Origin of the sequence: Arthrobacter citreus, assembly GCF_038405225.1 — a bacterium.
Classification (GTDB): domain Bacteria; phylum Actinomycetota; class Actinomycetes; order Actinomycetales; family Micrococcaceae; genus Arthrobacter_B; species Arthrobacter_B citreus_A.
In genome coordinates this window covers 1,705,128-1,729,141 of record NZ_CP151657.1, presented here as the reverse complement: position 1 = coordinate 1,729,141, position 24,014 = coordinate 1,705,128, and the positions used below count along the sequence as shown (strand labels likewise).

Genomic DNA, 24,014 nt, shown 5'->3' with positions numbered 1-24,014 from the left:
GACGCCTGCTGGTCCGGCTATCTCCCGGATGCTCCGTAATCGTTGCCTGCGGTACCGTCATCGGTGGCAGCGGCTTCGGAGGCTTCGCCGTGCTGCACAATGTCACCGTCGGTGAAGAGGATGCCGCGGGCAATCTCTCTCCACAGGGGTGTCCGGCGGAGCAGGAATTCCAGTTCCATGCTGAAGTGCTTGAACTCCTCGCCCAGGGAGTCATGCATGATGGCGCGGGATTCCGCATCGGGTTCCACAGCGATGCGCTGCACGTACCAGCCAATGGCTTCGGCTTCTTCGCTCAAGCTTGCGCACATCCTGGCGAAGGTTCGGGTTTCTGCGGGAAGTTCGGATGGCGGCTCGTGATACTGCTCTGTGCCCATAATGATCTCCTGGTGCGGCCAGCAATTCCGGGCCAAGGTGCAGCCCGCTCTTCGGCGGACGATCTCCGGGCAATGCAGAGTGCCCGGATTCTGCAGTTTTTCCGTTCCGTCCCCTGTTATTCGAGGTTACGGTTGGCCCGGCGGGGAGACAATGGCAGGGGCGGTGCCCCCGCCGCTGGGCGCTAAAGTCGCGGCTCGCCCAGCCCGCCAAGACGCAAGGCAGCACACGCAGCGCGCCCCGCCGTACACGCAGCGCGCCAGCCGCAAAGCAGCACACACGAAGCAGCAAAAGGGCCCGGATGCTGATGCATCCGGACCCTTCAGAGTGATGAGATTATTCAGTGCCGTGATGTTATCCCAGCCGGGCATAGGCTGACGCGAAGTGCACCAGAGGATCGGCCTCATCCTCCGCGGACGCACGCCGTCCCATGGCCACCACTTCGCCGACCACCAGCTGGTGGGTGGCCGCCGTCGTCACGGAGGTGGTGCGGACCTCAAACCAGGCGATGCATCCCTCGATGACCGCAGCTTCCGTGACCGGTCCGCGTCCGTAGTCCACCTGGCTGAGGAGTCCCTCCAACGGCGATCCGGGGCTGGCCAGCCAGTTTGCGGTACCCCGCTGGCGGGCCGACAGCAGGCTGAGCGCCCAACTGCCGCTCTCCACCACCGCCTCGGCTATCCGGGACTCGGCATAGAGGCTGACCAGCAGCGTTGGCGGATCATAGGAGACCGAAAGGAAACCGCTGACCGTTGCTGCGTAGTCCCGTCCTCTCAGCCGTGTGGCCACGACGGCCACTCCGGAGGCAATGTCGGAGCTGAGCAGCCGGTAGCTGTCGATCGCCTCGTCCGTTACCTCCGCCGGGATAAGCTCGCCCGGAAAGACGCCGTGTTCCATGTACTCCTACTTGGCAGCGCCGGGCTGGTCGCCGGCCGATGCCGCATCCCCGGCGGGAACCAGCTTCACGGAGATGGAGTTGATGCAGAAACGCTGGTCGGTGGGGGTGTCAAAACCCTCGCCCTCGAACAGGTGTCCCATATGCGAGTCGCAGTTGGCGCAGCGCACTTCAACCCGGTCCATGCCCATGCTGCGGTCATGGAGGTAGCGCACCTTGCCCTCGGCCAGCGGGGCGAAGAAGGAAGGCCAGCCACAATGAGAGTCGAACTTCTCGCTGGACGTGAACAGGTCGCTGCCGCAGGCCCGGCACTGGTAAACGCCTGCAGTCTTCGTATCCCAGTATTCGCCGGTGTAGGGGCGTTCGGTGCCGGCCTTGCGGAGGACCTGGTATTCCTGCGGGCTCAGCTCCTCGCGCCACTGCTCGTCTGTCTTTTGTACCGGGACGGTTCCGGTGGTGTCTTCAGTCATATTCGCGTCAACGCTTAAGAGTCGCCAATAAATCCCGAGCCGGAGTACAGATGCAGTACGGGCACACCCAGCCGGTCCTGTGCCTCATTGGCCCAATCGGTCCGGAACGTGTCCTCCACGGCGTGCGGAGTGGTGATGACGACCACCTGCTGGGCATCCGATGCCTTTGCGGCCGCCACCACGGCCTGCACCGGGTCCTCACCGGTGACCGAGCCGGTGGCTTCCAGCCCGGAAGCCTTCAGCAGCTCCAGTGATTCCGCCAGTTCGACCCCGGCCGCCTTCGTTTCCTCATCCTTGGTGGGCTTGCCGCCCGTCAGGTCGCGGAAGGCCGCCGCGAATTCCAGCAGGCTGAGGTTATCCAGCACATCCACCAGCAGGTTGCGGCCGGTGTCCGAGGGCACCAGCACGTTGAAGCGGGCGGGGTTGTCCTGCACCAAATACCGCAGGTTGGAAATGTCTACGTCGTTCAGGGACTCTTCGGTCAGCACCACGATAGTTGCAGTCATGCGGCCAGCTTAGTCGGAAGCCGGGCAGTGCTTCCGCTGCCGGGCCCGCGCGATGTGGTTTGCCGGTGCCCGCCCGGTGTGGTCCGCCCTGCTGGGCCCGCCCGGTGTGGTTCGCCGCTGCCGGTGCCCGCCCGGTGTGGTTCGCCGCTGCCCGTGCCCGCCCGGTGTGGTTCGCCGCTGCCCGTGCCCGCCCGGTCCGCCCTGCCGGTGCCCACCCGCTGACCGCGCCGATGCCGTCCGTCCGGTGTGGCGGCTGTGACACTTGGTCCCCGGGCGGCACGTCCCGGCCATCGTTTTGCTTCCGTCGGTAAGAATGGAGGTATGGCTATCTCCATTCCTGCGCGTTCCTCCGTGGTTGTTCCCCTCGATTCCGCACCGGCAACCGGTCTGTCCGCCCCGTGGATCAAGTGGACGGCGTTTGGGGCCGGAATGGGAGCGGCGGCAACCGCGGCCCTGTTTGCGGCGACGTCCGGACTGGGCGTCTACTTCGCCCGCCAGGTGGTCACGCCGCGCCGGAACCGGGACGAGAATCTTGAGATCCTGGCCGTCTTCGACTCGGAAAACGGGAAGCAGATCATTCTTCCCGCCAACGAGGACACCACAGTTGAGGGCACTTACAGCCTGTACTTTGACGGAGGTGCGGGGCACGCCCGAATCGGGACCATCCGCTCCTACGAGCCGCGCGAGGGAACCGTGCAGCGCGACGTCGAGGAAATCTACAGCGGCGACCTCACCAGGGCCGTGCGCGGCTGGTGGAGCGGTGCCATCTATCCCTCACCCTCCGCCGTCGGCCTCGCCGAGGAGGAAGTCAACATTCCCGTGGACGGCGGTTTGGCTCCGGCCTGGCTGGTCCGCGCGGATGCCGACGCCGCCACCTGGGCCATCATGGTTCATGGCCGGGGCGCCCAGCGCACCGAATGCCTGCGCGCCATCCGCACAGCGCGTGAGGCGGGCATGACAAGCCTGCTCATTTCCTACCGGAACGACGGCGAAGCCCCCTATGCGTCGGATGGCCGGTACGGGCTGGGCCTGACCGAGTGGCACGACGTCGAATCGGCCATCCGCTACGCGCTGGCCCACGGTGCCAAGGACGTTGTGCTTTTTGGCTGGTCCATGGGAGGCGCCGTCAGCCTGCAGGCCGCCGACCGTTCACCCCTGCGCCGGCACATCCGGGCGCTGGTGCTCGACGGTCCGGTCATCAACTGGATTGACGTCCTGAGCCACCATGCGCGGCTGAACCGCATTCCGGTCCAGTCCGGACGGCTGGGGCAGTGGCTCATTTCCAAGCCTGCCGGCCGCACGCTGACCGGTCTGGCCGCACCCCTGGACCTCAAGAGCATGGACTGGGTCTCCCGCGCCGAGGAGATCCGGATTCCCACCCTGATCCTGCACAGCGAGGATGACGAATTTGTTCCGTTCGGCCCTTCGGCTGAGCTGGCGGAGAAGAACCCCGGGGTGGTGACCTTCGAGAGGTTCTCCAAAGCCGGGCACACCAAGGAGTACAACGTGGATCCCGAGCGGTGGGAGACCACGGTGCTTGTGTGGCTCAACAACATTCTGGGCCGGACAAGGCACCCCGCTGAGCGCCGTCTCGACGCAGAGTAGCGGGTTAGTCCCAGCGGCTTCGCCGGTGTGGGGCGCTAGACGGCGCTCAGGACAACGAGGGTGACAAGGGCGTTGTTGGCCGCGTGAAGCAGCACCGGCGCCCAGATGTTCCGGTGGAAGCGCCGTAGCCACGCCAGCATGACGCCCAGCATGAACAGGTAGGCGAAGCCCACCAGGACCAGGTGCACCGCGGCAAAAAGTGCTGCGGACAGGATGACCGCGGGGACGGGCCGGAAGCGGCGTGAAAGCCCGTCGAGGATGGCTCCCCGGAACAGGACTTCTTCCCACAGCGGCGTCAGGACCGCGATGACAAGCACCACCGCGGCGGTCAGTACCGGGGACAGGCCGCCGATGTCATCAAGTGGGTCATTGGTGGACTGGGCCACCGACGTATCGATGCTGATCAGGGACAGAAGTCCGAGGAACAGGCCCTGCGCGAGCAGACAGGCCATGACAGCCGCGGGGATCTGCCACAGCAGGTGCAGCATGCGCAGTCCGGGCCGGCGGAAGCCGAGGTCCGCTGGGGTCAGTGAGTTGCGGCGGACCAGATGTACGTAGACGGCAAGCATCGCCGCGGCCGTGACAGAGACGAGGACCGCGGGGAGCAGCGATTCGAGGGTGAAGTGGACGACGCCGGACAGTCCGAGCGCCACGAGCGCGCCGGATGCCGCCAGCACGTACAGGGCAACGAACATTAGGGCCCAGCCCGCCTGCCCGAGGGTAACCCCGTGTGCCGGAGGAGCCTGCTGACGTGTTCCACTGATGGGCGCGAGTGGCAAAGATTCCCCCGGTGCTGGTGCTGGTGCTGGTGCTGGTGCTGGTCAGGCCATGCGGTGCTGGCTTATCGTGCCAGTAATCTGCGGCCGGCGGCAAATACGGTCGCCGCTAGGCAGGCGACGCGGCAATCGGAGCCGTAAGGGCAGACGTCAGCCGAATGAGGTCAAACGGGGATAGCCCAATCTGCAGCCCGCGCCGGCCGCCGGACACATACACCTCGTCCAGCAGTTCCACTTGGCTGTCGATCCCCGCGTGGGAGGGGTGCTTCTGGCCCAGGGGGGAGATGCCACCCACCACGTAGCCCGTGCGCCGCTCGGCCTCGCGCCGGTCCGCCATGACGGCCTTGCGCGCACCCATGAGGGCTGCGAATTTCTTCAGGTCGAGGTTCGCGGCAACCGGAACCATGGCGACGGCCAGCCGGCCGCCCAGATCCACCATGAGCGTCTTGTACACGATTTCAGGGGGCAGTCCGAGCTTCTCCGCCGCCTCGAGGCCGTACGAGGGCGCACCGTCGTCGTGCTCGTAGTGACGCACGGTGTACGGAATGTTGGCGTCGTCGAGCAGCCGGGTGGCCGGCGTCGCGCCCTTGCCCGGATGCCTGTCCGCATGCTTGTCCCGGTTTCCTGCCATGGCTGCGCCCTTTCCTCAGTGTGGAACTACGGCTGGGCGAGCTTTTCGTGTTCGGCCAGCCGGCGCTTGATACGTCCCAGCATGGCTGACATTCCCCGCATCCGCAGCGGTGTGATGGCACGGGTGAGTCCCAGGCGGTCCGGAACATCCGCCGGTACGGCTAGGATCTGTGCCGCCGGCAGCCCGTTCAGGCCCTCATAGAGGACGCTCGCGAAGCCGCGCGTGGTCGGCGCTTCGCGGGGCGCCTTGAAGAACAGGGAGACCAGGTGCTCGGGGGAGTCATCCACGTCCAGGCTCAGGAACACGGGCGACTGGCATTCCACCACCTGCTCCATCAGTTCGGGGCGGTCCGCTATTTCGGCGGGCAGATCGGGCAGGCTTTGGGAAAACTCAAGCAGCAGCTCAAGGCGCTCGGCTTCCTCCAGGGCCTGGAAGTCATCGACAATCTCGGCCAGCTGCTCCGGGATGGACGTTTCGGGGGTGGTGGCACTCATGGGTGGATCTTTCTGCAGATTCAGGACGCTATGGGGAGATTGGGGTCAACGATGGCGCGTTGACGACCTGGTCAGCTGGGTGCGCTGCCGGGCTCTTCGCCGCGGGTAATCGGAACGCGGACCGCGTTGCCCCACTCGGTCCAGGATCCGTCATAGTTGCGCACGGATTCGAACCCGAGGAGGTGCTTCAGCACAAACCAGGTGTGGCTGGAACGCTCGCCGATGCGGCAGTAGGCCACGACGTCGTCGCCCTCCTTTAGCCCGGCACCCTGCTGGTACAGGGCCTCGAGCTCCTCACGGGTGCGGAACGTTCCGTCTTCGGCAGCGGCCTTGCTCCAGGGCACTGACTGCGCGGTGGGAATGTGGCCGCCCTTCATGGCGCCCTCATCCATGTAGTCGGGCATGTGGGTGCGTTCGCCGGTGTATTCGGCGGGGGAGCGCACGTCGATCAGCGGACCCTTGCCCAAGTGGCCGACGACGTCGGGCAGGAAGGCGCGGATCTTTTCGTCGTTGCGCTCCACCACCGGGTATTCCGTGGCGTCCACGGAGACCTTGTCAGTGGTCAGGGGACGGCCTTCGGCGATCCACTTGTCGCGGCCGCCGTCGAGCAGGCGGACATCCTCGTGGCCGAAGAGCGTGAACACCCACAGCGCGTAGGCGGCCCACCAGTTGCTCTTGTCGCCATACAGAACCACGGTGGTGTCCCGGGAGATGCCCTTCCGGGCCATCAGCTCCGCAAAGGCTGCACCGTCCACGAAGTCGCGGGTGTTTTCGTCGTTGAGGTCCGTGTGCCAGTCGATCTTCCGGGCGCCGGGGATGTGGCCCGTTTCGTACAGCAGGATGTCCTCGTTGGACTCAAGGACCACCAGATTGTCCGCGTCCAGGTTCTCGGCCAGCCACTGTGTGGACACCAGACGCTCCGGGTGGGCATAGGCGGCAAACTTTGGGTTGCTGTCAGCGGCGATCGACATTCGCAAAACTTCTTTCCTCGGCTTTTACATTCAGACTTCCTCTAAGCCTAACGACGCCGGGCGGTGAAAACTTCCAACGCTAAAACCTCCGCCGGGCTGGGGCAGCCGATGTGGCGCCGGGCGGGCAACCGTTTTGGTGCCGGTGGGTCAGCTCAGTGGGGGTCCCTGGGTCAGCCGTGAGACACGGGCGGCGGCAGCCGAACCGCCAGCACGACGACGGCGGCCCCGACTCCTGCGAACACAAGCTCCAGCGGCTGATACTCAATGAAGGCGATTTCCCACGCCTCCAAGGCCACCAGCGCCGTCCCTGCCGCTATTGAGACGACGCGTGCCGCCCTGCTCCGCCGCAGGTGCAGCAATCCGGCGATGGCGTAACCTCCACCGCAGCCTGCGGCAAGAAGCAGGCCGGGGAGGCGCCACGAGGAAAACGGTGTGCGACGAAGCACCGCCGGGTCTGCATGGAGAAACGAACCATCCGGGCGCAGCGCCAAGAGGATGCCCCCGCTCAGCGCTGCGCCCGCCGTGGTTAACTCCATGAGGATCAGGGCCCGCTCCTGCGCTAGATATCGTCCGGTTCCGGCGTTCCTTCTCCGCTTTTCCATGGTCTGAGTGTTCACTGCGGGGATAACCGCCGTCCAGCGTTCTCATTTCCAAATACCCGGACACTTTGGCGTATCGTTGCGGTGGCGGCAGAACGCCGCACCAGATCAGCAGCAGGACCGGCAAACCAGGGCCGGATGCAGGCAACAAACGGACGGATTGCGCACAGTGGCACAAGTGGAGCACCTTGCAGAGCGGACTCCCCAGGTTTCGACGGATGAACTGCTGAAGGGTTTCTTTCCTTCGCCCCGGTTCGGTTCAGTTTCCTTTGACAGCTACCGTCCGGATCCGTCGCAGCCCTCGCAGTCGCAGGCCGTGAGCTCCATGCGGGACTTCGCTGCCGCCGTCGACGTTCCCGAACCCACCGGACTGCGCAAGCTTTTTGGTGCCAGGAAGCCCGATTCCAAGGCCGGCTTTTACCTGGACGGCGGCTTCGGTGTCGGCAAGACTCACCTGTTGGCCAGCCTCTGGCACGCCGTCGAGGGTCCCAAGGCTTTCGGTACGTTCGTCGAATACACGAACCTGGTGGGTGCCCTGTCCTTCCGGAAAACCGTTGATGCCCTGAGTGCCTACAAACTTGTCTGCATTGACGAGTTTGAGCTTGATGATCCGGGGGACACGGTTCTGATGTCCCGCCTGATGCGGGAACTGGCCGACGCCGGTGTCAAGCTTGCTGCGACATCCAACACCCTCCCCGGTTCCCTCGGCGAGGGCCGTTTTGCCGCCGTCGACTTCCAGCGGGAAATTCAGGTTCTTGCCGACCAGTTCGACGTCGTGCGCATCGATGGTGAGGACTACCGGCACCGCGGTCTGCCGCAGTCTCCCGATCCTGTGTCCGAGGACGACCTGGCCAGCCGTGTTGCTGCTGAGTTCAGCGGCAAAGTGGTTGCCGAAGATGATTTCTCCGCCCTTATCAATCATCTCTCCACCGTTCATCCGAGCCGGTACCGTCAGCTGCTTGAGGGTGTCGACGCCGTCGCCTGGCACAACGTGGGCACCATCACCGAGCAGTCGGTTGCGCTGCGCTTTGTGGTTCTTGCCGACCGGCTGTACGACAAGGACGTTCCGATTCTTGCCAGCGGTGTTCCTTTTGATCAGCTGTTCACCGAGGAAATGATGAACGGCGGCTACATGAAGAAGTACTTCCGTGCTGTCTCCCGCCTTACCGCTTTGGCCCGTGAGGGACAGACCGGAGAATCTGCCTAGTCTCGGTTAGATTCGGTTCCGGCAGGCCGGCTCTTGGTGTTGGAGCCTGGTATCCCGGCAATTGGTGCTCGTCGCATTTGGCAACTGCTGGAATATCGATCAGCGGTGGGTCAACCGGTTGCTGGGGCTTGTCCCGGCAACGGGGTTCCGGGTCCGGGCAACCGGCGGCTTGTCCAGTATTCGGCGGCTTGTCCGGCAATTGGCGGTGAGGATGGGGGTCTTGTGCGCAGAGCAATTATCTTGGGAGGCAGCGGTCTGATCGGCCGTGCCGTTGCACGCCGGCTCCTGGAATCCGGCTGGGATGTGGATATTACCGGCCGGTTGCTGTCCAACGTTCCCGCGGATCTCATCTCGTCCGGTGCGGGGTTCTTTGCCGCCGACCGCAGCGATGCCGCCGCTTTGCGTCAGGTGGTGGGTGCGGGAGCGGACTTGCTGGTGGATTGTCTGTGTTTCACCGCCGCTGATGCCCGTCAGCTGCTTCCTGTTTTGGCTGATGTCGAGTCTGCCGTCATGCTCTCCAGCAAAGCGGTATATGTCGATTCGCTGGGGCGGCACGTGAATTCTCCCGATCGTCCTGTCTTTTCCGGTCCGATTTCCGAAGACCAGCCCACTGTCGCTCCAGGGAATGTTTATTTTGATTCTCCAGAGGGATATGGAAGCAACAAAGTAGCTGCCGAGCATGTGCTTCTGGACAGCGGTTATCCCGTCAGTATTGTCCGTGCATCAAAGGTGCACGGGGAGGGCGCTTCTCCTGCCCGCGAGTGGGTCTTTGTCCGCCGTGTTCTTGATGCCCGAAAAGCCGTGTTTCTGGCTGACTCGGGCTCCAGCGTTGACCATACGACCGCGGCGGTAAATGCAGCCGCGCTCGTGGAGTGTATTGCGGCAAATCCCGGCAGCCGCATCCTCAACAGTGCGGACCCTGATGCTCCCAGTGCTCTCGAGATCTCGCGTGTTATAGCGGACTATTTCGGACACCAGTGGGAAGAAGTGCTGCTGGGTGGGGGAGTTGAGGCTGACTGTGTGGAGCTCGGGGCGCATCCGTGGATGAGCGAAGCTCCCATCATTCTGGACACCCGTGCCTCTCTCGAGCTGGGTTATGTTCCTGTTGGTGCCTATGCGGCCACTGTCCAGAGTGAACTGGAATGGCTTTCCAAGACCGCAGATGATCCTCGCTATGCGGCTGACCGTTCGGCGTTCTTCAACCGGTATGTTGACTACCCGGCGGAGGATCGGTTTATGTCTGGACGACGGTGCTGAGGTCGAAGTGTCAGTCGGGGGCGGATCACATCGAAGATGACCACTCGCGGGTCGAATGACGAGACGGCATGGCTAACAGCCGAGACCCGCTGGATTCTCGATACAGTCATCGGCGACGCTGTGGGATTCCGCCTCGCGGCGGTATTGGTGCTTCGATGGGAGACCTCGTCCGGCTCCGGAAGCTACTCCCCGGATTCAGGAATTAAATGACGAAGGTCCCGGTGCCGCCTTACGGCGGGACCGGGACCCCTGTCGTGCTCTGGAGCTTATGCGGCCGGAGGAGTCGGTCCGGATTCGGTTCCGGAGTCCGGGCCCTGCTTGCGGTCGACCTTGTCTACCGCTTCGGAGGCCTTGCTCTGGAAGCCATCGATCTTGTCGGAGTACTTGCCGCCGGTCCTCTGATCGACGAACTTTCCTGCGTGATCGATGCCGCCCTTGATCTTGTCGGCGTTTCCGCCCACAAGTTCGGTAGCCTTGTCCTTCAGCTCTCCGGCCTTGCCCTTGAGCCCGTCAAATACAGACACGGACCACCTCCTTTCACAGGGGAAACCATACGTTTCCCGTTCACTTCAATGGTAAGCCCACTGAGCAGATGGGCCAAGGACTGCAAGCTACGAAAACGGGAGCAGGCGCGGTGCTGGTCGCCGCCATCTGCCGGTGGGAACGACGTCCACGCGTGCCGAAAGGGAGCACGTGCAGGCGTGCCGGTGGGAATGGCCCTGAGGCGTGTGGGAACGAAGTTCAGACCAGGCTGTGGGAGCGGAGGCTCACACCATTTGCCGGTGTGGACGCAGCGGATGGAAGTATGTATTCCGCAGCGGGGCCTGAAAAGGGTCTACATAGGTTGGCGGAACGAACCATGGGGCGCCGCGCATGACCTTGATGCACCATTTCTCCCGATGGATCAGGTGGTGGTGGAAACCGCACAGCAGGACTCCGTTATCCGTGCTGGTGGGCCCTCCGCGGGAGTGGTAGTCGATGTGGTGGGCCTCGCACCAAGGTGCGGGGGAGGTGCAGCCAGGAAACGCGCACCCGCCATCCCTGGCGATGAGCGCCTTTCGGAGATGTGGCGGAAAGTAGCGGGATGCCTTCCCTACGTCCAGAACACGGCCTTCGCCGTTCAGGACAACAGGAATGATATCCGCCTCGCATGCGATGCGCCGGATCAGGTGGGGAGGCACCGGGCCGGCAAAGGCCAGCATCCCGCTTTCAGTTTTTCTTCCCACTCGCTCCCTGAGCTGCTCATACGGAATCACGGCCAGGACCTGTGGCTTGGATCCACCGTTTACCGGCAACTGGCCGGCTGATAAAGCGAGCCTGCAGGAAGCAACCAACCCATCCAGACACTTTTGGGGATATGTCCGGGGATCACTGGGAGCAGCGTGGTCATTGCCTTCCAAATCCTCGCAGGAACCGCTCGGGGCCTGACCGGCACTGGTGCGGGGATTAGCCTCCGGAGCCAGAGCGGTGATGAGCGTTTCGAATTGATCATCTGTGGCGAAGATATCCAAGCGGTGCAGTCCCCGGTACTTCCGGCGGATAAACAGCCCCTGTAGCTCAGCTTTCTGTTGCTCGGACGGTTCAGTTCCGTCTGGGTCAAGATGATTTACCCACGCGCTGGCCACGACGTTGAGTGCGTCGAGATCCTGGCCGGCGGCAACATCAGTCAGAGCCGCCTCCATGGCGGCCCGATCCTCCGAAGTGCCGCAGCCCTGAACGCTTTTCATGGCAAGACTGACAATCTGAGCTCCGTCTCCGGACACTTCTCCGCGGGAAAAGCGTTCGGACAGGACTGCAAGCTCCGGCTGGATTGCTTGGCCCGTCAAACTCAGAACGGGCGTCAGCGCTGATCCAAGCCGAATCCGCTTCCACGCTTCGCGCCGGCTAATTCGGAGCCGATGCCGCATGTACTCGGCCGTGTTCTTGTATTCCTGTTGTACCTTTCCCGCCGAAGTGGCCCAGGATCCGGATACTTCTGCACAAATACGCGCACGTTCCAACACCGCCGCGGCAGTCAGTTGCATGTGATCCACGAGTCGGGAGAGCTCTTCTGTAACTGAGGCGAACGCCACAAGTTCCGGCGGAGCGAGCAAGGGGAGTGAGGTATGCAGATCGACGGAGATTTCCCGGGCGGCAGCAGTGATTTTCCGCACCTTATCTACGTCCTGACAAGCGGTGGCCGATCCGGTGAGAGCTGGATCCACAGTGGACGCCCAACCATGGGTGGTGTCCAGGGGAGCTGTGGCAACTTTCGAATCCTGAAAATGAGGCGAAACCGTCTGGCCGTCCTGATCATCTTCCATATACACAGCATTTCAGGAATGGCCTGCCTGATCGAACACATGTTCGATTTTGTTGACAAGTATCGATGGCAGCGTTTGGTTTCGTCTGCTGTGGAGGAGAGCTCCGCGGAGACTGCATGGGAGAGTCACGCCGTCGGGGCCTCGAGTGGCGCGTTGGGAATCCGCCGCTGGAACCCCGCTGTCGTCGCCGCAGACTGGTGGAACCCCGCTGTCGTCGCCGCAGGGTGGTGGAACCCCGCCGTCATCACCCGGGGCCAAACGCTACCAACCGCCGTCGTCACTGCCTCCACGAACCCCTGGCCGCCGTCGGCCGCGGGGACCACTGATACGGACGACCGCTTAGGCACAAGACCGCTTAGGCACAAGAAGACCACTTAAACACAAAAGGAACAGACCAATTGGCCTGCTCCTTCTGCTTGTCGCTCCGGAAGCCTCCCGAAACAACTCTGTGAGCGGACGACGGGATTCGAACCCGCGACATCCACCTTGGCAAGGTGGTGCTCTAGCCAGCTGAGCTACGTCCGCAAAACAAGACAGTCGAAACTGTCCGTGCGCGATACTGGGATCGAACCAGTGACCTCTTCCGTGTCAGGGAAGCGCGCTACCGCTGCGCCAATCGCGCTTGATACACCAAGTCTCCCAAAGGGACCTCTGATGCAGTCAAGAGAGCGGACGACGGGATTCGAACCCGCGACATCCACCTTGGCAAGGTGGTGCTCTAGCCAGCTGAGCTACGTCCGCAAAAAACACAGTTGCGCGCCAAAAGCGTCTAACTGTAGTGCGCGATACTGGGATCGAACCAGTGACCTCTTCCGTGTCAGGGAAGCGCGCTACCGCTGCGCCAATCGCGCCCAAAGGGCTTGCAAGTCAGCCGTGGAGGTGGGGACGGGATTCGAACCCGCGTATACGGCTTTGCAGGCCGCTGCCTCGCCTCTCGGCCACCCCACCGTGACCACTGCATAAGCATAGGCCGACCAGTCAGAATCAACCGGTTTTACAGTGACTTGCGAGCGGACGACGGGATTCGAACCCGCGACATCCACCTTGGCAAGGTGGTGCTCTAGCCAGCTGAGCTACGTCCGCATGCTGAGAAAGTTAGTGTTTTCATCCCCGAATCGCTTTCGCTTTTCGCGGTGAACTCCCGCTTTCCAACGAAGAAAAACTCTACTGGACGTTTCGTGGTTCGTCCAATCGGGACAAATTTGGGCATCGTTGAGGGCTTTGGATGCACCACTGCATCGTCGCAGGTGAGGGCGGGTGCAATGCGTCGCGAGCGTAATCGTCACACTGGCGCGGGAGTGGTGCAGACACGATGGTGTACCGACGGCAAGCTGCACGAAGGCCATTTCCGAACAATTCGTGTTGGTGGTGCAGTCGTGCAGAAGATACGCGAACTCAATGGCGAGGACGGTGACCTGGTGCGGTGGGGCGGCGGCGCCTGGGGGTGGTGGCGACGACGGCGCACGGTGGCTGCGGCGGCCCAGGGGGGGGGCTGCGACGGCGCACGGTGGCTGCGGCGGCGCCTGGGTAAGGTGGCGCCTGGCTCAGGCAACGGAACGGTACGACGGCGGCGGACGCCCCCGCAGCAGCCCACGGCCACTTGCGCGGCACTCTCCTTAGTGGCGCGGAGGGGAGCCGGCCGGGTCGGGGGATCGCGTGGAATGGTTGAAAATCCGGACCCATGACACCGGTTTGGAGTCAGCTCCAAACTGGGCTAGCATCTTTAGACGTTGCGGTTGTGAAAACAATTCAGCGGCAAGGGGGCGATTGGCGCAGTGGTAGCGCGCTTCGTTCACACCGAAGAGGTCACTGGTTCGAACCCAGTATCGCCCACCAGTTTTATGGAAGTTCACGTTTCATCAAGAGGTCCCTCCGGGGGCCTCTTTTTTGTTGCCGCAGGACGTACCCGTGGGGAACCCTCTGCTGGGCGGGCCCGGGAGTGCATCTGCTCCAGCCGGCTGATGCACGCCGGAAAGCCTGCTGCTGTGCACCGCGAAGCTCACCCAGCTGGACCCCCAAACCGTCCGGGCACCCGTTTTGCCTAAACGTCGGTGGCGGATGACAAACTGATGTTATGACTGAACCAGCTCTGGCACATTCAACGGAATTTGGGCGGATGTACTCGCGTTCCCTATCGGAACCGCCGTCGGTACCCTCCATCACCACTGTCATCGCGCAGGGCGCCACATCGCTCGATGGTTGGCATGGCCACATGGCAGCGAATGCCGTCATTAAGGATCCAAAACTGGCAGCAAGCCTGGGTAATCCGGGAGCGCTGCGGACTGTCGCCAAGGAAGCCTCGCGTGCATCCGAGCGGTACCGGGACAAGGCCGCCGAACGCGGAACGCGCGTTCATTTCTACTGTGAGCAGGTCTCCCTTCGTGCGCTGAACCTTCCGCATGAGTTCGAATCAGCACGTGCAGCACTCCAGGAACACGGCGAGCACCAGTTTGCAGACCGCTTTGACGAGTGGTGGGACCTGTACCAGGTCGAGCCCCTGGCACCGGAAATCACCGTATGGAATGACGAGCTGGGCTACGCGGGAACCCTGGACCTGGTGGCGCGAATCAACGGCAGGCTGTGCCTGATCGACTACAAAACCAAGAACACTGACCGCGACGGACAGGTCAAACCGCTGGATGACAAAGTCGTCATGCAGCTCGTGGCCGGAATGAAGGCTAAGGAATCGCTGGTGGATGCCGGAAAGGGCATCTGGGAGCCCTGGGCTTACGGCGAGGATCCGCTGCTGCTTGGAGTTGCCGTGGGACAGACCGAGGTTCGCCCCATGCGCGCTAACCCGGCAGTCCTGCCACAGCACTGGTTCAAGTTCTGCGCTCTGCGCAGGCTGTGGCAAACCTCGTACGACGTCGCAGCGGCAGGGCGCGCGCTCCTCCCCATCGCACCGCCCCCGGTCGGTGCTCACGCAGTCCCGATGTCCCAGCCTTCCGTGACGTAGGGGCCCTCGAGCCGCTGGGACTTGCCCCGGGGCAGGTCAGCGAGAGTTTTGCTGCAGCTCTGGGGGAGGCCATGGGCAAGTTTGGTGATCCGAAGAGGGCCACCGCAGGACGTGGGCTCCCTATGCAGGGCCCAGTACCTCGCCGGCTTCAACCGGGGGCCCGGGTTCCTTCAATTCCACGAAAAACACGTGCGTTTCCGTATCCCCGGTATTCTCCCCGGAGTGCTCCTGAGCAGGCAGCCAGCGCACCGCACCGGCCGGCAGCTCCACATCCATGTGCCCCCTGCCGGAGTGCAGCCGCCGGTGAAAGCCGCTGGCCGTGATCATGACACTGTCCGGGTGCCGGTGCGGGACACTCGTATGCCCTGGCGCGTCCCGGTACTCAAGGACACGAACCCGCTCATTTTCGAAGACGACTGCGTAATGGTCCGGGTTGGACTGCACTGGGTCCTGGCTCATAGGTCGAAGCGTAGGCCCACCGCAGGAGCGGAACCAGATACGGCGCAAACTCCTTCAGCACCCCTGAAGCGTCCGAACTGTTGGCAGCGATCCTTCCGCCGCCCGTCCGGTGAACTTCCACCACAGCAGTAAATCCGGGTCCTGTGCGAGCACCGTGTGCGGGGAGGCACTGCATGGTGTCCGGTCCAACTAGACTGGTAAACGGACAGATCCGTCTGTCACACAGATCCAGCTGAGCCAGTCGTCAGCAGGGCCGCGCAGCAACAGAGTCAGCAGCAACAGTAAGGAACGAACCCTAGATGGCAATCCTGAACATCCGGATAATCGGCGACCCAGTCCTGCGGACCCCCGCCGAGGAAGTCACGGACTTCGGGCCTGAACTGGCCAAGCTCGTGGCCGACATGGAAGAAACCATGGAGGACGTTGAGGGTGCCGGCCTTGCCGCACCGCAGGTTGGCGTCAGCCTCCGTGTTTTCACCTACCGGATCGACGGCCATGCCGGACACGTGGTCAACCCCGTGCTGGAACTGAGCGAGGACCGGCAGGAAGACCACATGGAGGGATGCCTGTCGATTCCCGGACTGGGCTACCCGGTGCCGCGGTACCGCTGGACCAGGGTCACCGGCGTGGACAAGAACGGCAACCCCGTCAGCGTTGAGGGCGAAGGCATGTTGGCCCGCGCTTTCCAGCACGAAACCGACCACTTGGACGGCGTGCTGTACATCGACCGGCTGGAGGGCGAGAACCGCAAGAAGGCGCTTCGTGCCATCCGGCAGGCAGACTACGACGCGATTGCAGGACGCACGACGGCGGAGCGCGCCCAGACGGTCGGCTCGGCTTTCGGTGCCGGAGCATCCTTTGGCGGCGGAACCTTTGGTGCCGGCGCGGGCACGCGCTCGGGCTCCGGCACCGGCGGACAGGCCTAGCGGCCCATGCGCGTACTTTTCGCCGGCACCCCCTCCGTTGCGGTCCCTTCCCTGGACGCCCTGCTGGACGCAGGCTTCGACGTCGTTGCCGTACTGACCCGCCCCGACGCACCGCTGGGCCGCAAACGCACCCTCACGCCGTCGCCCGTTGCCGCACGCGCCGAGGAACTGGGCCTGCCCGTCATCCGCGCGGCAAAGATCGACGACGACGCCGTAGCCGCCATCCGTGCTGCCAATCCCGACGTCGCCGCGATCGTGGCCTACGGCGGACTCATTCCCGAACGCGCGCTGACGATCCCCGCGCATGGCTGGATCAACCTGCACTTCTCCCTGCTCCCCGCCTGGCGCGGCGCCGCACCGGTGCAGCATGCCGTCATCAACGGCGACGACGTCACCGGAGCATCGACCTTCCTGCTGGAAAAGGGCCTGGACACCGGACCCGTGTACGGTCAGCTAACTGAAACAGTTTCTCCGGAAGACACCAGCGGTGCACTGCTGGAGCGGCTGTCGCACAGCGGCGCCGTACTGCTCGCGCAGACCCTTTCCGCCATCGGGACAGGCGCGGCACACGCCGTGCCGCAGTCCGGAGACGTCACGCTCGCGCCCAAACTCACGATCGACGACGCTCGGGTGCACTGGAACCAGCCGGCGCTGGCCATCCGCCGCCGCATCAACGGCGTCACCCCGGAACCCGGCGCCTGGACCACGTGGGACGGTGCCCGGTTCAAGATCGGCGCCGCGGTGCTGCGGCCCGACATCACCGATCTGGCTCCGGGCCAGGTCCGTTTTGCCGGAGGAACGCAGGCAGCAGCAGTGGTCGGCACCGGATCTTCCGGCCTGGAACTGCTGCAGGTGCAGCCCGCCGGCAAAAAAATGATGCCGGGGGCCGACTGGGCCCGCGGCCTGGCCAACCGTGAGGACGTGGTCTTCGAATGACCCCCCAGAACAGCACTCCGCAGAACAGCGCGCCCCGCAACAATAAGCAGCGCAACGAGAAGGGCCACGAGCGCAGCCGTCCCGCCGTCCGCAGCCGCACCGCACAGGCGCCGGGACAGCGCACCCGTGCCGCGGATCCGGCCCGCCTGGTCGCGTTCGAGGTGCTCCGCGCCGTTTCCGAGGATGACGCGTACGCGAACCTCGTGCTGCCCAAGAGCATCCGCAAGCATCAGCTCGACAAGCGCGACGCCGGATTTGCCACTGAACTGGCCTACGGCGCACTGCGCGGCCAGGGAACCTATGACGCGATCCTGGCCAAGTGCGTGGACCGGCCGCTGGAGAAGCTGGACCCCGCCGTGCTGGATGCCCTGCGCATTGGTGCGCACCAGCTGCTGGCGATGCGCGTTCCGGCGCACGCGGCCCTGGACCAGACAGTTGGCCTGGCCCGGGCCGTCATCGGTGCCGGACCGTCGGCCCTGATCAACGCCGTCCTGCGCAAGGTGGCCGCACGGGATCTGGACTCCTGGGTGGAGGAACTGACCCGGGACGAAACCGATGCCACCCGCCGGGCTGCGATCGAACACAGCCATCCGGAATGGATCGTCCGCGCCCTGCGGCAGTCCCTGGTGGCCCACGGCCGCAGCGTTGAGGAAATTACTGACCTCCTCAAAGCCGACAATGACGCCCCCGTGGTGAACCTGGTGGCCCTACCCGGGCTGGGAAATCTTGATGAGGCCCGGGAAGCCGGGGCCATCGACGGCGAACTCGTGGAGGGCTCGGCCCTCTACTCCGCGGGCGACGTCGGACGCCTGGATTCCGTGCGTGCCGGCACCACCCGCGTGCAGGACGCCGGCTCGCAGCTGGTCGCCCGCGCCCTGGCCGGCGTGGACATTGGAGACCGCACAGCTGACGGCAGCCGCGACGGCGAGCAGTGGCTGGACCTCTGTGCCGGACCCGGCGGCAAGGCCGCACTGCTGGCCGCCCTGGCCAACGAAAAGGGGGCCATCCTGCTGGCCAATGAGCCGGCCGAGCACCGCGCGAAACTGGTCCGTCAGGCACTGGAAGCCGTCCCGGGCGAGGTCTGGGACGTGCGCACCGGAGACGGCCGCAGCATCGCTAACCAGTATCCGGACACCTTTGACCGGATCCTCGTGGACGCCCCCTGCACCGGCCTGGGCGCCCTGCGCCGCCGCCCGGAATCGCGCTGGCGCCGCAAGCCCTCCGACGTGGGGGAGCTGGGTGCGCTGCAGCGTGAGCTGCTTACCGCTGCCGTCGACGCCGTGAAGGCCGGCGGCGTGGTGGCGTACGTGACCTGTTCGCCCCACCCGGCGGAGACCACCGCCGTCGTCTCCGATGTCCTGCGCCAGCGCAACGACCTGGAACTGCTGGATGCCGGAGCCGCACTGGATGCCGTCAGCCTGACCGGCAACCTGGACGCCGGGCATGAGCTCACCGCACAGCTGTGGCCGCACATCCACGCGACCGATGCGATGTTCCTGGCACTGATCCGCCGGAAGCCCTGATTTCAGCAGTGCCCTGATCCGCCGCACGTCCAGATCCTCCGCAAGCCCAGAGTCCAGCAAAGTCCACTAGGAGAACCATGAGCAAGTGCTGCATTAATCCGAGCATCCTCTCGGCCGACTTCGTCAACCTTCAGGCTGAGCTGGAGCGGATCAGCACCGCCGACGCCGTCCACGTGGACGTCATGGACAACCACTTCGTGCCGAACCTGACGCTCGGGTTGCCGGTGGTGCAGCGGATCCAGGAGGTCAGTGCGCTGCCCCTGGATGCGCACCTGATGATTTCCGACGCCGACCGGTGGGCTCCCGCCTATGCCGAGCTCGGCCTGGCGTCGGTGACGTTCCATGTGGAGGCCGCAACCGCTCCCATCAAGCTGGCGCGGGACATCCGGGACCGCGGCGCCAAGGCCGGCATGGCCCTGCGCCCGGCCACCCCTGTGGAACCGTACCTGGACATGCTCTCCGAGCTGGACATGCTGTTGATCATGACGGTGGAGCCGGGTTTCGGCGGGCAGAAGTTCCTGGATATCACGCTGCCGAAAATTCGCCGCGCGGCCGAGGCTGTCCGCGGTTCCGGCCTGCCGCTGGCCATCCAGGTGGACGGCGGCATTTCCGCCGACACCATCGAGCGTGCGGCCGAAGCCGGTGCCAACGTGTTTGTGGCCGGATCGGCCGTCTACGGCAGCGGAGACCCAAACGAGGCGATCAGTAAGCTGCGTGCGGCTGCCGAGGCTGTTTCCGCGGGCTGAGGAACGCTACTCCGGCACCGGGGATTCCGGGGTGCGGCTGCCGGCCTTATGGCAGGATTCCCTGCATGACTCCGAACGAAAAACGCTTTTACTGGCTCGTGTCCGGCGGAGTTTTTCTGCTTCTGGGCCTTATGGGCGTTGTGGTGGTGACCGGCACCTTGGGTTACCTGCTGGATTCCTAGCGCTTGGCATCCACCCCGCCCAACCCCGCAATCAGGAGCCCGAGGACCGGCCCGCGTGGCGAATGTTACTTGATGCTTCAAGGGAATTTGCTGTGCAGCGGGCCGGATTGTGTCAGAATGGATTCAACAATCGTGCTCCGGGGTCGGTGTAATTCCGAACCGGCGGTTATAGTCCGCGACCCGCACTGCAGCTCCCGAACCTCGGGAAAAGCGGTGCGGTTGAACTGGTGAAATTCCAGTACCGACAGTTAAAGTCTGGATGGGAGAAGCACGTGCAGTTTGTTGAACCGACGGTTAAACGTCCCGCAAGCGCGGACGTCTATCGTCGATGCATCGTACTGTCGTACCCCCGGAGCCGCCGCTAAGGGGATAGGAACGACATGGATTTTTTGCGGTGGCTCTTTGACGCTCAGGTACCGGTGGGATCTTCATCCCTTCTGGTCCGTGAGGTCGTAGGCAACATCTTCGGGCTCCTCAGTGCCTTCGGCGGCATGCGCCGTAAAATCTGGGCCTGGCCGGTGGGGATCATCGGCAACCTCCTGCTCCTGACCGTCTTCCTCGGCTCCCTTTTTGGCACCGCGGAAACGGCAACCCTGCTCGGCCAGGCCGGCCGGCAGATCATGTTCATAGCCGTTGCGGTTTACGGCTGGCGCCGTTGGAAGCAGAGCCAGAACGACGGCGGCGAGGCCGTCACCCCGCAGTGGGCCACAGGAAAACAACGCATCGGATTGGTGGCGCTGCTGCTGGTCGGCACCGTCGCGCTCACTCCCGTCTTTGCCCGCCTCGGTTCCTACGAACCCGTCTGGGCTGACGCATGGACCTTTGTGGGCTCCCTGCTCGCCACATACGGCATGGCCAAGGGATGGGTCGAATTCTGGCTCATCTGGGTGGCCGTGGACATTGTTGGGGTACCGCTGCTCTTCAGCGCCGGATACTACGCGACGGCGTTTATGTACCTCTTCTACGGCATCTTCACGCTGATTGGCTTCTTCGTTTGGTGGAAGGCCAAAAACAACGAAAAACCCCAGGTTGACGTCCTGATGCCGGACCCAAGGGTGCGCTAGTGGTGGGGCACACGGAGGCCGAAGCCATGGCCCTCGCCCTGAAGCTCGCACGCCGGGGTGTCCGGGGAGCCAACCCCTTGGTGGGCGCCGTTATCCTGGATCCGTCCGGGCGGATCCTCAGCACCGGCTTCCACCGCGGCGCCGGCACACCGCACGCCGAGGCCGACGCATTGGCCGCGGCGGCAGCCTCCGGTACGGACGTTTCCGGCGCAACGATGGTCGTCACGCTGGAACCGTGCAACCACACCGGACGGACCGGTCCCTGCTCGCAGGCAATCCGAGAAGCCGGGCTATCCCGCGTGGTCTATGCGGCTGCTGACCCAACGGCGGAAGCCGCCGGCGGCGCCGCCACTCTGGCAGCAGCCGGAGTGGACACGGCCGGCGGCCTGATGGCAGCCGAATCCGGAGAACTGAACCACCGCTGGATCCGAGCCATGCAGGAGCACCGTCCGTTCGTGACCGTCAAAATTGCGCAGTCGCTGGACGGCCGGACTGCCGCGGAGGATGGAACCAGCCAGTGGATCACCGGCAGCGCAGCCCGCACCGACGGGCACCGCATCCGCTCGCGCGCTGACGCCGTCGTCGTCGGCACAGGAACCGTGCTGGCCGATGATCCGCAGCTGACAGCGCGTGATGAGTTGGGCGCACCGGCGCTGCGGCAACCGCTTCGGGTCGCCGTCGGACACCGTCCGGTTCCCGCCGAGGCAGCGATCCGGGGCAGCGACGGCCGCTTCCTGCAGATCACGGAGCATGATCCCGCTCTTATCTGCCGCGGCCTGTATGCCCGGGGCGCCCGTCACCTGATGGTGGAGGGCGGAGCAATGGTTGCGTCAGCGTTTCTGCGCGCCGGACTGGCCGACGAACTCGTGGCTTACGTGGCGCCGCTCCTGCTCGGCGCAGGCACTTCAGCGGTTGGCGCGCTGGGCGTGCAGACCCTCGCCGATGCCTCCCACTGGCGCTGGGACGAAACCGACGGCGGCGCAGTCCGCTCCGCGGGACCGGACCTGAGGCTGCGGCTTGAGCCGCTGCCGGCGTCCGGTGCCACCCCCGCCCATTAATCCAACGGACAAGGAGCACCATCGTGTTTACCGGCATTGTGGCTGAACAGGGCAGCGTTAAATCCCTGAAACCGAATAACGACGACGACTCAGCAGTCCTGGTCATCACGGCCCCGAAAACGGGAGCGGGACTCGAACTGGGCGGCTCGATTGCGGTCAACGGCGTATGCCTCACCGCCACCGCCGTGGATGGAGACCGCATATCGCTCGATGTCATGGGAGAGACCCTGGACCGCACCACGACAGGCAACCTGCGGCCCGGCAGCAACGTAAACCTGGAACGCTGCGTACCGGCCGGTGGACGGCTGGACGGCCATGTGGTCCAAGGACACGTGGACGGTGTCGGTGAACTGCTCGAGCGTGAAAACAGGGGAAGCTGGGAGCGGCTGCGCTTCGCGGTTCCGCAGCGGCTCGCCCGCTACATTGCCGAAAAGGGCTCGATTGCCGTGGACGGCGTATCACTCACCGTTTCCGGTGTCAGCAACGCCGGCGAACCGGAGCAGTGGTTTGAGGTGGGCCTGATTCCCACCACGCTGGCCGAAACCGGATTGGGACAACTGAAGCCCGGGGGAGCGGTCAACCTGGAAGTGGATGTGCTGGCCAAATACGCCGAACGGCTGCTGGCGTTCACCAATCCACGCAAACCGGCGAACGCCGCCGTCGGGCGCCAGGACGGGGATGCCGCATGAGCGTGCGCCTCGACAGCATTCCGGCAGCCGTAGCGGCGATCGCCGCAGGCCGGCCCGTTCTGGTTGTTGATGATGAGGACCGCGAAAACGAGGGCGACATCATTTTCGCCGCGCAGCACGCCACACCGGAGCTGATGGGCTGGACGGTCCGCTACACCTCGGGCGTGATCTGCGTGCCGCTGCCGAATTCCTATGCCGACCGGCTGAACCTGCCACCCATGACAGCAGTGAACGAGGACGCCAAGGGTACCGCCTACACGGTGTCCTGCGACGCGGCGGCAGGCATCACCACCGGCATCAGTGCCGGGGACCGCGCTGCCACGTCCCGCATACTCGGCGACCCGTCTGCCACGGCGTCCGAGTTGACCCGCCCCGGACACATTTTCCCGCTCCGGGCTCACGACGACGGCGTCCGCGGCCGCCGCGGCCACACCGAGGCGGCCGTGGAGCTGGCCCGGCTGGCCGGGTGCACACCGGTGGGCGTCATCGCCGAACTCGTTCATGACGAGGGGACCATGATGCGGCTGCCGGCTCTGCGCGATTTTGCCGATACCCACGGCCTGCCGCTGGTGTCCATCGAGGACCTGGTTGCTTACCTGGAGGCGGTGAACCCAACGGCGGTCCCGGCCGCAGCAAACCAAACTGCAGCGAACCCGGACGTAACGAAGCCAACCGAGGCGGCCGCCGTCGTCGTGCCGGGTCCCGAAGTTCAGTTGCCCACCGCTTTTGGTGACTTCACCGCACGGGCATGGACCGATCCGCGCACCGGGGCCGAGCATTTGAGCCTCTCCGCGCCGGGAACCGGTCTCCAACAGGACACAGCCGGATCCGGAAAGACCGGAACCGGCACCCACGCCCCGCTGGTGCGGCTGCACTCGGAATGCCTGACCGGTGACGTCTTTGGCTCGTACCGCTGCGACTGCGGAGAGCAACTGGAACAGGCCCTGGAACTGATCAACCTGCACGGCGGCACGGTCATTTACCTGCGGGGACATGAAGGACGGGGAATCGGCCTAGCGAACAAGCTGCGGGCGTATGCGCTGCAGGAGGCCGGTGCAGACACAGTGGAGGCGAACGAGCAGCTGGGACTTCCGGTTGATTCGCGGAACTACCAAGCCGCCGCCGAGATCCTGCATGCCATGGGACTACACCGGATCCGGCTGCTGAGCAATAACCCGCTCAAGCGGAACCGGCTGCAGCACTACGGAATCACAGTGGAAGCCATGGTCCCCTCCGAAGTCCCCATCCGGGCGGAAAACGAGCGGTATCTGCAAACCAAGCGGGACCGGATGGACCACCATTTGACGCTGCTGCGGACCCAACCGGTCCATCAGAGCTGAACAGCACACAACCTCGCCGGACAATTCCCACGCCCGGCACCCAGCCCCC

The 24,014-nt window shown here is 64.4% G+C and carries 24 protein-coding genes, 7 tRNA genes and 1 riboswitch; of the genes, 13 read left to right on the top strand and 18 right to left on the bottom strand.

The features are described 5' to 3' along the window. Nucleotides 1–17: 17 nt before the first annotated feature. The 4 genes from AAE021_RS08055 to AAE021_RS08040 all read right to left on the bottom strand — a co-directional run bounded on the left by AAE021_RS08055 (nt 18) and on the right by AAE021_RS08040 (nt 2,243). Nucleotides 18–308: a hypothetical protein gene (locus AAE021_RS08055; protein WP_425362471.1), complete on the bottom strand. Its 291-nt coding sequence runs from the start codon at nt 306–308 to the stop codon at nt 18–20. Nucleotides 309–726: 418 nt separating this feature from the next. Next, nucleotides 727–1,269, bottom strand: a complete 543-nt coding sequence (locus tag AAE021_RS08050) for a flavin reductase family protein (protein ID WP_342025089.1) — start codon at nt 1,267–1,269, stop codon at nt 727–729. Between the two features lie 6 nt (nt 1,270–1,275). Further along, the gene (gene msrB, locus AAE021_RS08045) at nt 1,276–1,737 is read right to left on the bottom strand and encodes a peptide-methionine (R)-S-oxide reductase MsrB (RefSeq protein ID WP_342025088.1); all 462 of its coding nucleotides are present in this window, start codon (nt 1,735–1,737) and stop codon (nt 1,276–1,278) included. Between the two features lie 14 nt (nt 1,738–1,751). After that, complete coding sequence (locus AAE021_RS08040; protein ID WP_342025086.1) at nt 1,752–2,243, bottom strand: hypothetical protein; 492 nt, start codon at nt 2,241–2,243, stop codon at nt 1,752–1,754. A 321-nt stretch (nt 2,244–2,564) separates the two neighbouring features. On the opposite strand from AAE021_RS08040, the gene AAE021_RS08035 reads away from it, so the two are divergent. Further along, a complete protein-coding gene (locus AAE021_RS08035) occupies nt 2,565–3,848 on the top strand; it encodes an alpha/beta hydrolase family protein (protein ID WP_342025085.1) in 1,284 nt (427 codons plus the stop codon). 35 nt (nt 3,849–3,883) lie between these two features. Here the strand turns inward: AAE021_RS08035 and AAE021_RS08030 are convergent, their stop codons facing one another. From AAE021_RS08030 to AAE021_RS08010, 5 genes are all read right to left on the bottom strand, one after another. Further along, nucleotides 3,884–4,543: a CPBP family intramembrane glutamic endopeptidase gene (locus tag AAE021_RS08030; protein ID WP_342025084.1), complete on the bottom strand. Its 660-nt coding sequence runs from the start codon at nt 4,541–4,543 to the stop codon at nt 3,884–3,886. A 190-nt stretch (nt 4,544–4,733) separates the two neighbouring features. Then, nucleotides 4,734–5,255 (bottom strand): Cys-tRNA(Pro) deacylase, encoded by a 522-nt coding sequence (gene ybaK, locus AAE021_RS08025; protein WP_342025083.1) that lies wholly within the window; start codon nt 5,253–5,255, stop codon nt 4,734–4,736. Nucleotides 5,256–5,281: 26 nt separating this feature from the next. Beyond that, entirely contained in the window at nt 5,282–5,749 is a 468-nt protein-coding gene (locus AAE021_RS08020) for a SufE family protein (protein ID WP_342025082.1), read from the bottom strand. Between the two features lie 71 nt (nt 5,750–5,820). Next, the gene (locus AAE021_RS08015) at nt 5,821–6,720 is read right to left on the bottom strand and encodes a sulfurtransferase (RefSeq protein ID WP_342025081.1); all 900 of its coding nucleotides are present in this window, start codon (nt 6,718–6,720) and stop codon (nt 5,821–5,823) included. 170 nt (nt 6,721–6,890) lie between these two features. Then, nucleotides 6,891–7,256 carry a hypothetical protein gene (locus tag AAE021_RS08010; RefSeq protein WP_342025080.1) on the bottom strand — a complete coding sequence of 122 codons (366 nt, stop codon included), beginning with the start codon at nt 7,254–7,256 and terminating at the stop codon, nt 6,891–6,893. 232 nt (nt 7,257–7,488) lie between these two features. Here AAE021_RS08010 and zapE point away from each other — a divergent pair, with 232 nt between their 5' ends. Together zapE and AAE021_RS08000 are read left to right on the top strand one after the other, a co-directional pair. After that, a complete protein-coding gene (zapE, locus tag AAE021_RS08005; RefSeq protein WP_342025079.1) occupies nt 7,489–8,526 on the top strand; it encodes a cell division protein ZapE in 1,038 nt (345 codons plus the stop codon). Nucleotides 8,527–8,748: 222 nt separating this feature from the next. Further along, on the top strand, nt 8,749–9,783 hold the full coding sequence (locus AAE021_RS08000) for an NAD-dependent epimerase/dehydratase family protein (protein ID WP_342025078.1): 1,035 nt from the start codon (nt 8,749–8,751) through the stop codon (nt 9,781–9,783). A gap of 266 nt (nt 9,784–10,049) precedes the next feature. On the opposite strand, the gene AAE021_RS07995 is transcribed toward AAE021_RS08000, so the two are convergent. The 8 genes from AAE021_RS07995 to AAE021_RS07960 form a co-directional block, all read right to left on the bottom strand. Continuing rightward, nucleotides 10,050–10,307, bottom strand: a complete 258-nt coding sequence (locus tag AAE021_RS07995) for an antitoxin (RefSeq protein ID WP_342025077.1) — start codon at nt 10,305–10,307, stop codon at nt 10,050–10,052. Between the two features lie 243 nt (nt 10,308–10,550). Continuing rightward, complete coding sequence (locus AAE021_RS07990) at nt 10,551–12,086, bottom strand: HNH endonuclease signature motif containing protein (protein ID WP_342025076.1); 1,536 nt, start codon at nt 12,084–12,086, stop codon at nt 10,551–10,553. A gap of 451 nt (nt 12,087–12,537) precedes the next feature. After that, nucleotides 12,538–12,611: transfer RNA gene (locus tag AAE021_RS07985), tRNA-Gly, on the bottom strand. A gap of 25 nt (nt 12,612–12,636) precedes the next feature. Further along, a tRNA-Val gene (locus AAE021_RS07980) sits at nt 12,637–12,708 on the bottom strand. Between the two features lie 45 nt (nt 12,709–12,753). Then, nucleotides 12,754–12,827: transfer RNA gene (locus tag AAE021_RS07975), tRNA-Gly, on the bottom strand. Between the two features lie 38 nt (nt 12,828–12,865). Next, nucleotides 12,866–12,937: transfer RNA gene (locus AAE021_RS07970), tRNA-Val, on the bottom strand. A gap of 23 nt (nt 12,938–12,960) precedes the next feature. Beyond that, nucleotides 12,961–13,034: transfer RNA gene (locus AAE021_RS07965), tRNA-Cys, on the bottom strand. Nucleotides 13,035–13,095: 61 nt separating this feature from the next. Then, nucleotides 13,096–13,169, bottom strand: a tRNA-Gly gene (locus AAE021_RS07960). 678 nt (nt 13,170–13,847) lie between these two features. Between AAE021_RS07960 and AAE021_RS07955 the strand changes: the two genes are divergently transcribed. Together AAE021_RS07955 and AAE021_RS07950 are read left to right on the top strand one after the other, a co-directional pair. Then, nucleotides 13,848–13,922: transfer RNA gene (locus AAE021_RS07955), tRNA-Val, on the top strand. 238 nt (nt 13,923–14,160) lie between these two features. Continuing rightward, nucleotides 14,161–15,042 carry a cytochrome gene (locus AAE021_RS07950; protein ID WP_342025075.1) on the top strand — a complete coding sequence of 294 codons (882 nt, stop codon included), beginning with the start codon at nt 14,161–14,163 and terminating at the stop codon, nt 15,040–15,042. 120 nt (nt 15,043–15,162) lie between these two features. On the opposite strand, the gene AAE021_RS07945 is transcribed toward AAE021_RS07950, so the two are convergent. After that, nucleotides 15,163–15,501, bottom strand: coding sequence for a cytoplasmic protein (locus AAE021_RS07945; RefSeq protein ID WP_342025074.1), 339 nt, complete (start codon nt 15,499–15,501; stop codon nt 15,163–15,165). Between the two features lie 299 nt (nt 15,502–15,800). Here AAE021_RS07945 and def point away from each other — a divergent pair, with 299 nt between their 5' ends. The 8 genes from def to ribB all read left to right on the top strand — a co-directional run bounded on the left by def (nt 15,801) and on the right by ribB (nt 23,965). Then, entirely contained in the window at nt 15,801–16,427 is a 627-nt protein-coding gene (def, locus tag AAE021_RS07940) for a peptide deformylase (RefSeq protein WP_342025073.1), read from the top strand. Nucleotides 16,428–16,433: 6 nt separating this feature from the next. Next, a complete protein-coding gene (fmt, locus tag AAE021_RS07935; protein ID WP_342025072.1) occupies nt 16,434–17,363 on the top strand; it encodes a methionyl-tRNA formyltransferase in 930 nt (309 codons plus the stop codon). After that, nucleotides 17,360–18,886, top strand: a complete 1,527-nt coding sequence (locus AAE021_RS07930; protein WP_342025071.1) for an RsmB/NOP family class I SAM-dependent RNA methyltransferase — start codon at nt 17,360–17,362, stop codon at nt 18,884–18,886. The genes fmt and AAE021_RS07930 overlap by 4 nt, the downstream gene beginning before the upstream one ends. A gap of 77 nt (nt 18,887–18,963) precedes the next feature. Beyond that, complete coding sequence (gene rpe / locus AAE021_RS07925; RefSeq protein ID WP_342025070.1) at nt 18,964–19,632, top strand: ribulose-phosphate 3-epimerase; 669 nt, start codon at nt 18,964–18,966, stop codon at nt 19,630–19,632. Between the two features lie 311 nt (nt 19,633–19,943). Further along, a riboswitch (FMN riboswitch) is annotated at nt 19,944–20,089 on the top strand. Between the two features lie 105 nt (nt 20,090–20,194). Beyond that, nucleotides 20,195–20,878, top strand: coding sequence for a nicotinamide riboside transporter PnuC (gene pnuC / locus AAE021_RS07920; protein WP_342025069.1), 684 nt, complete (start codon nt 20,195–20,197; stop codon nt 20,876–20,878). Then, on the top strand, nt 20,878–21,936 hold the full coding sequence (ribD, locus tag AAE021_RS07915) for a bifunctional diaminohydroxyphosphoribosylaminopyrimidine deaminase/5-amino-6-(5-phosphoribosylamino)uracil reductase RibD (protein WP_342025068.1): 1,059 nt from the start codon (nt 20,878–20,880) through the stop codon (nt 21,934–21,936). The genes pnuC and ribD overlap by 1 nt, the downstream gene beginning before the upstream one ends. Before the next feature lie 23 nt (nt 21,937–21,959). Further along, on the top strand, nt 21,960–22,625 hold the full coding sequence (locus AAE021_RS07910; RefSeq protein ID WP_342025067.1) for a riboflavin synthase: 666 nt from the start codon (nt 21,960–21,962) through the stop codon (nt 22,623–22,625). Further along, nucleotides 22,622–23,965 (top strand): 3,4-dihydroxy-2-butanone-4-phosphate synthase, encoded by a 1,344-nt coding sequence (gene ribB / locus AAE021_RS07905; protein WP_342025066.1) that lies wholly within the window; start codon nt 22,622–22,624, stop codon nt 23,963–23,965. The genes AAE021_RS07910 and ribB overlap by 4 nt, the downstream gene beginning before the upstream one ends. Nucleotides 23,966–24,014 lie beyond the last annotated feature (49 nt).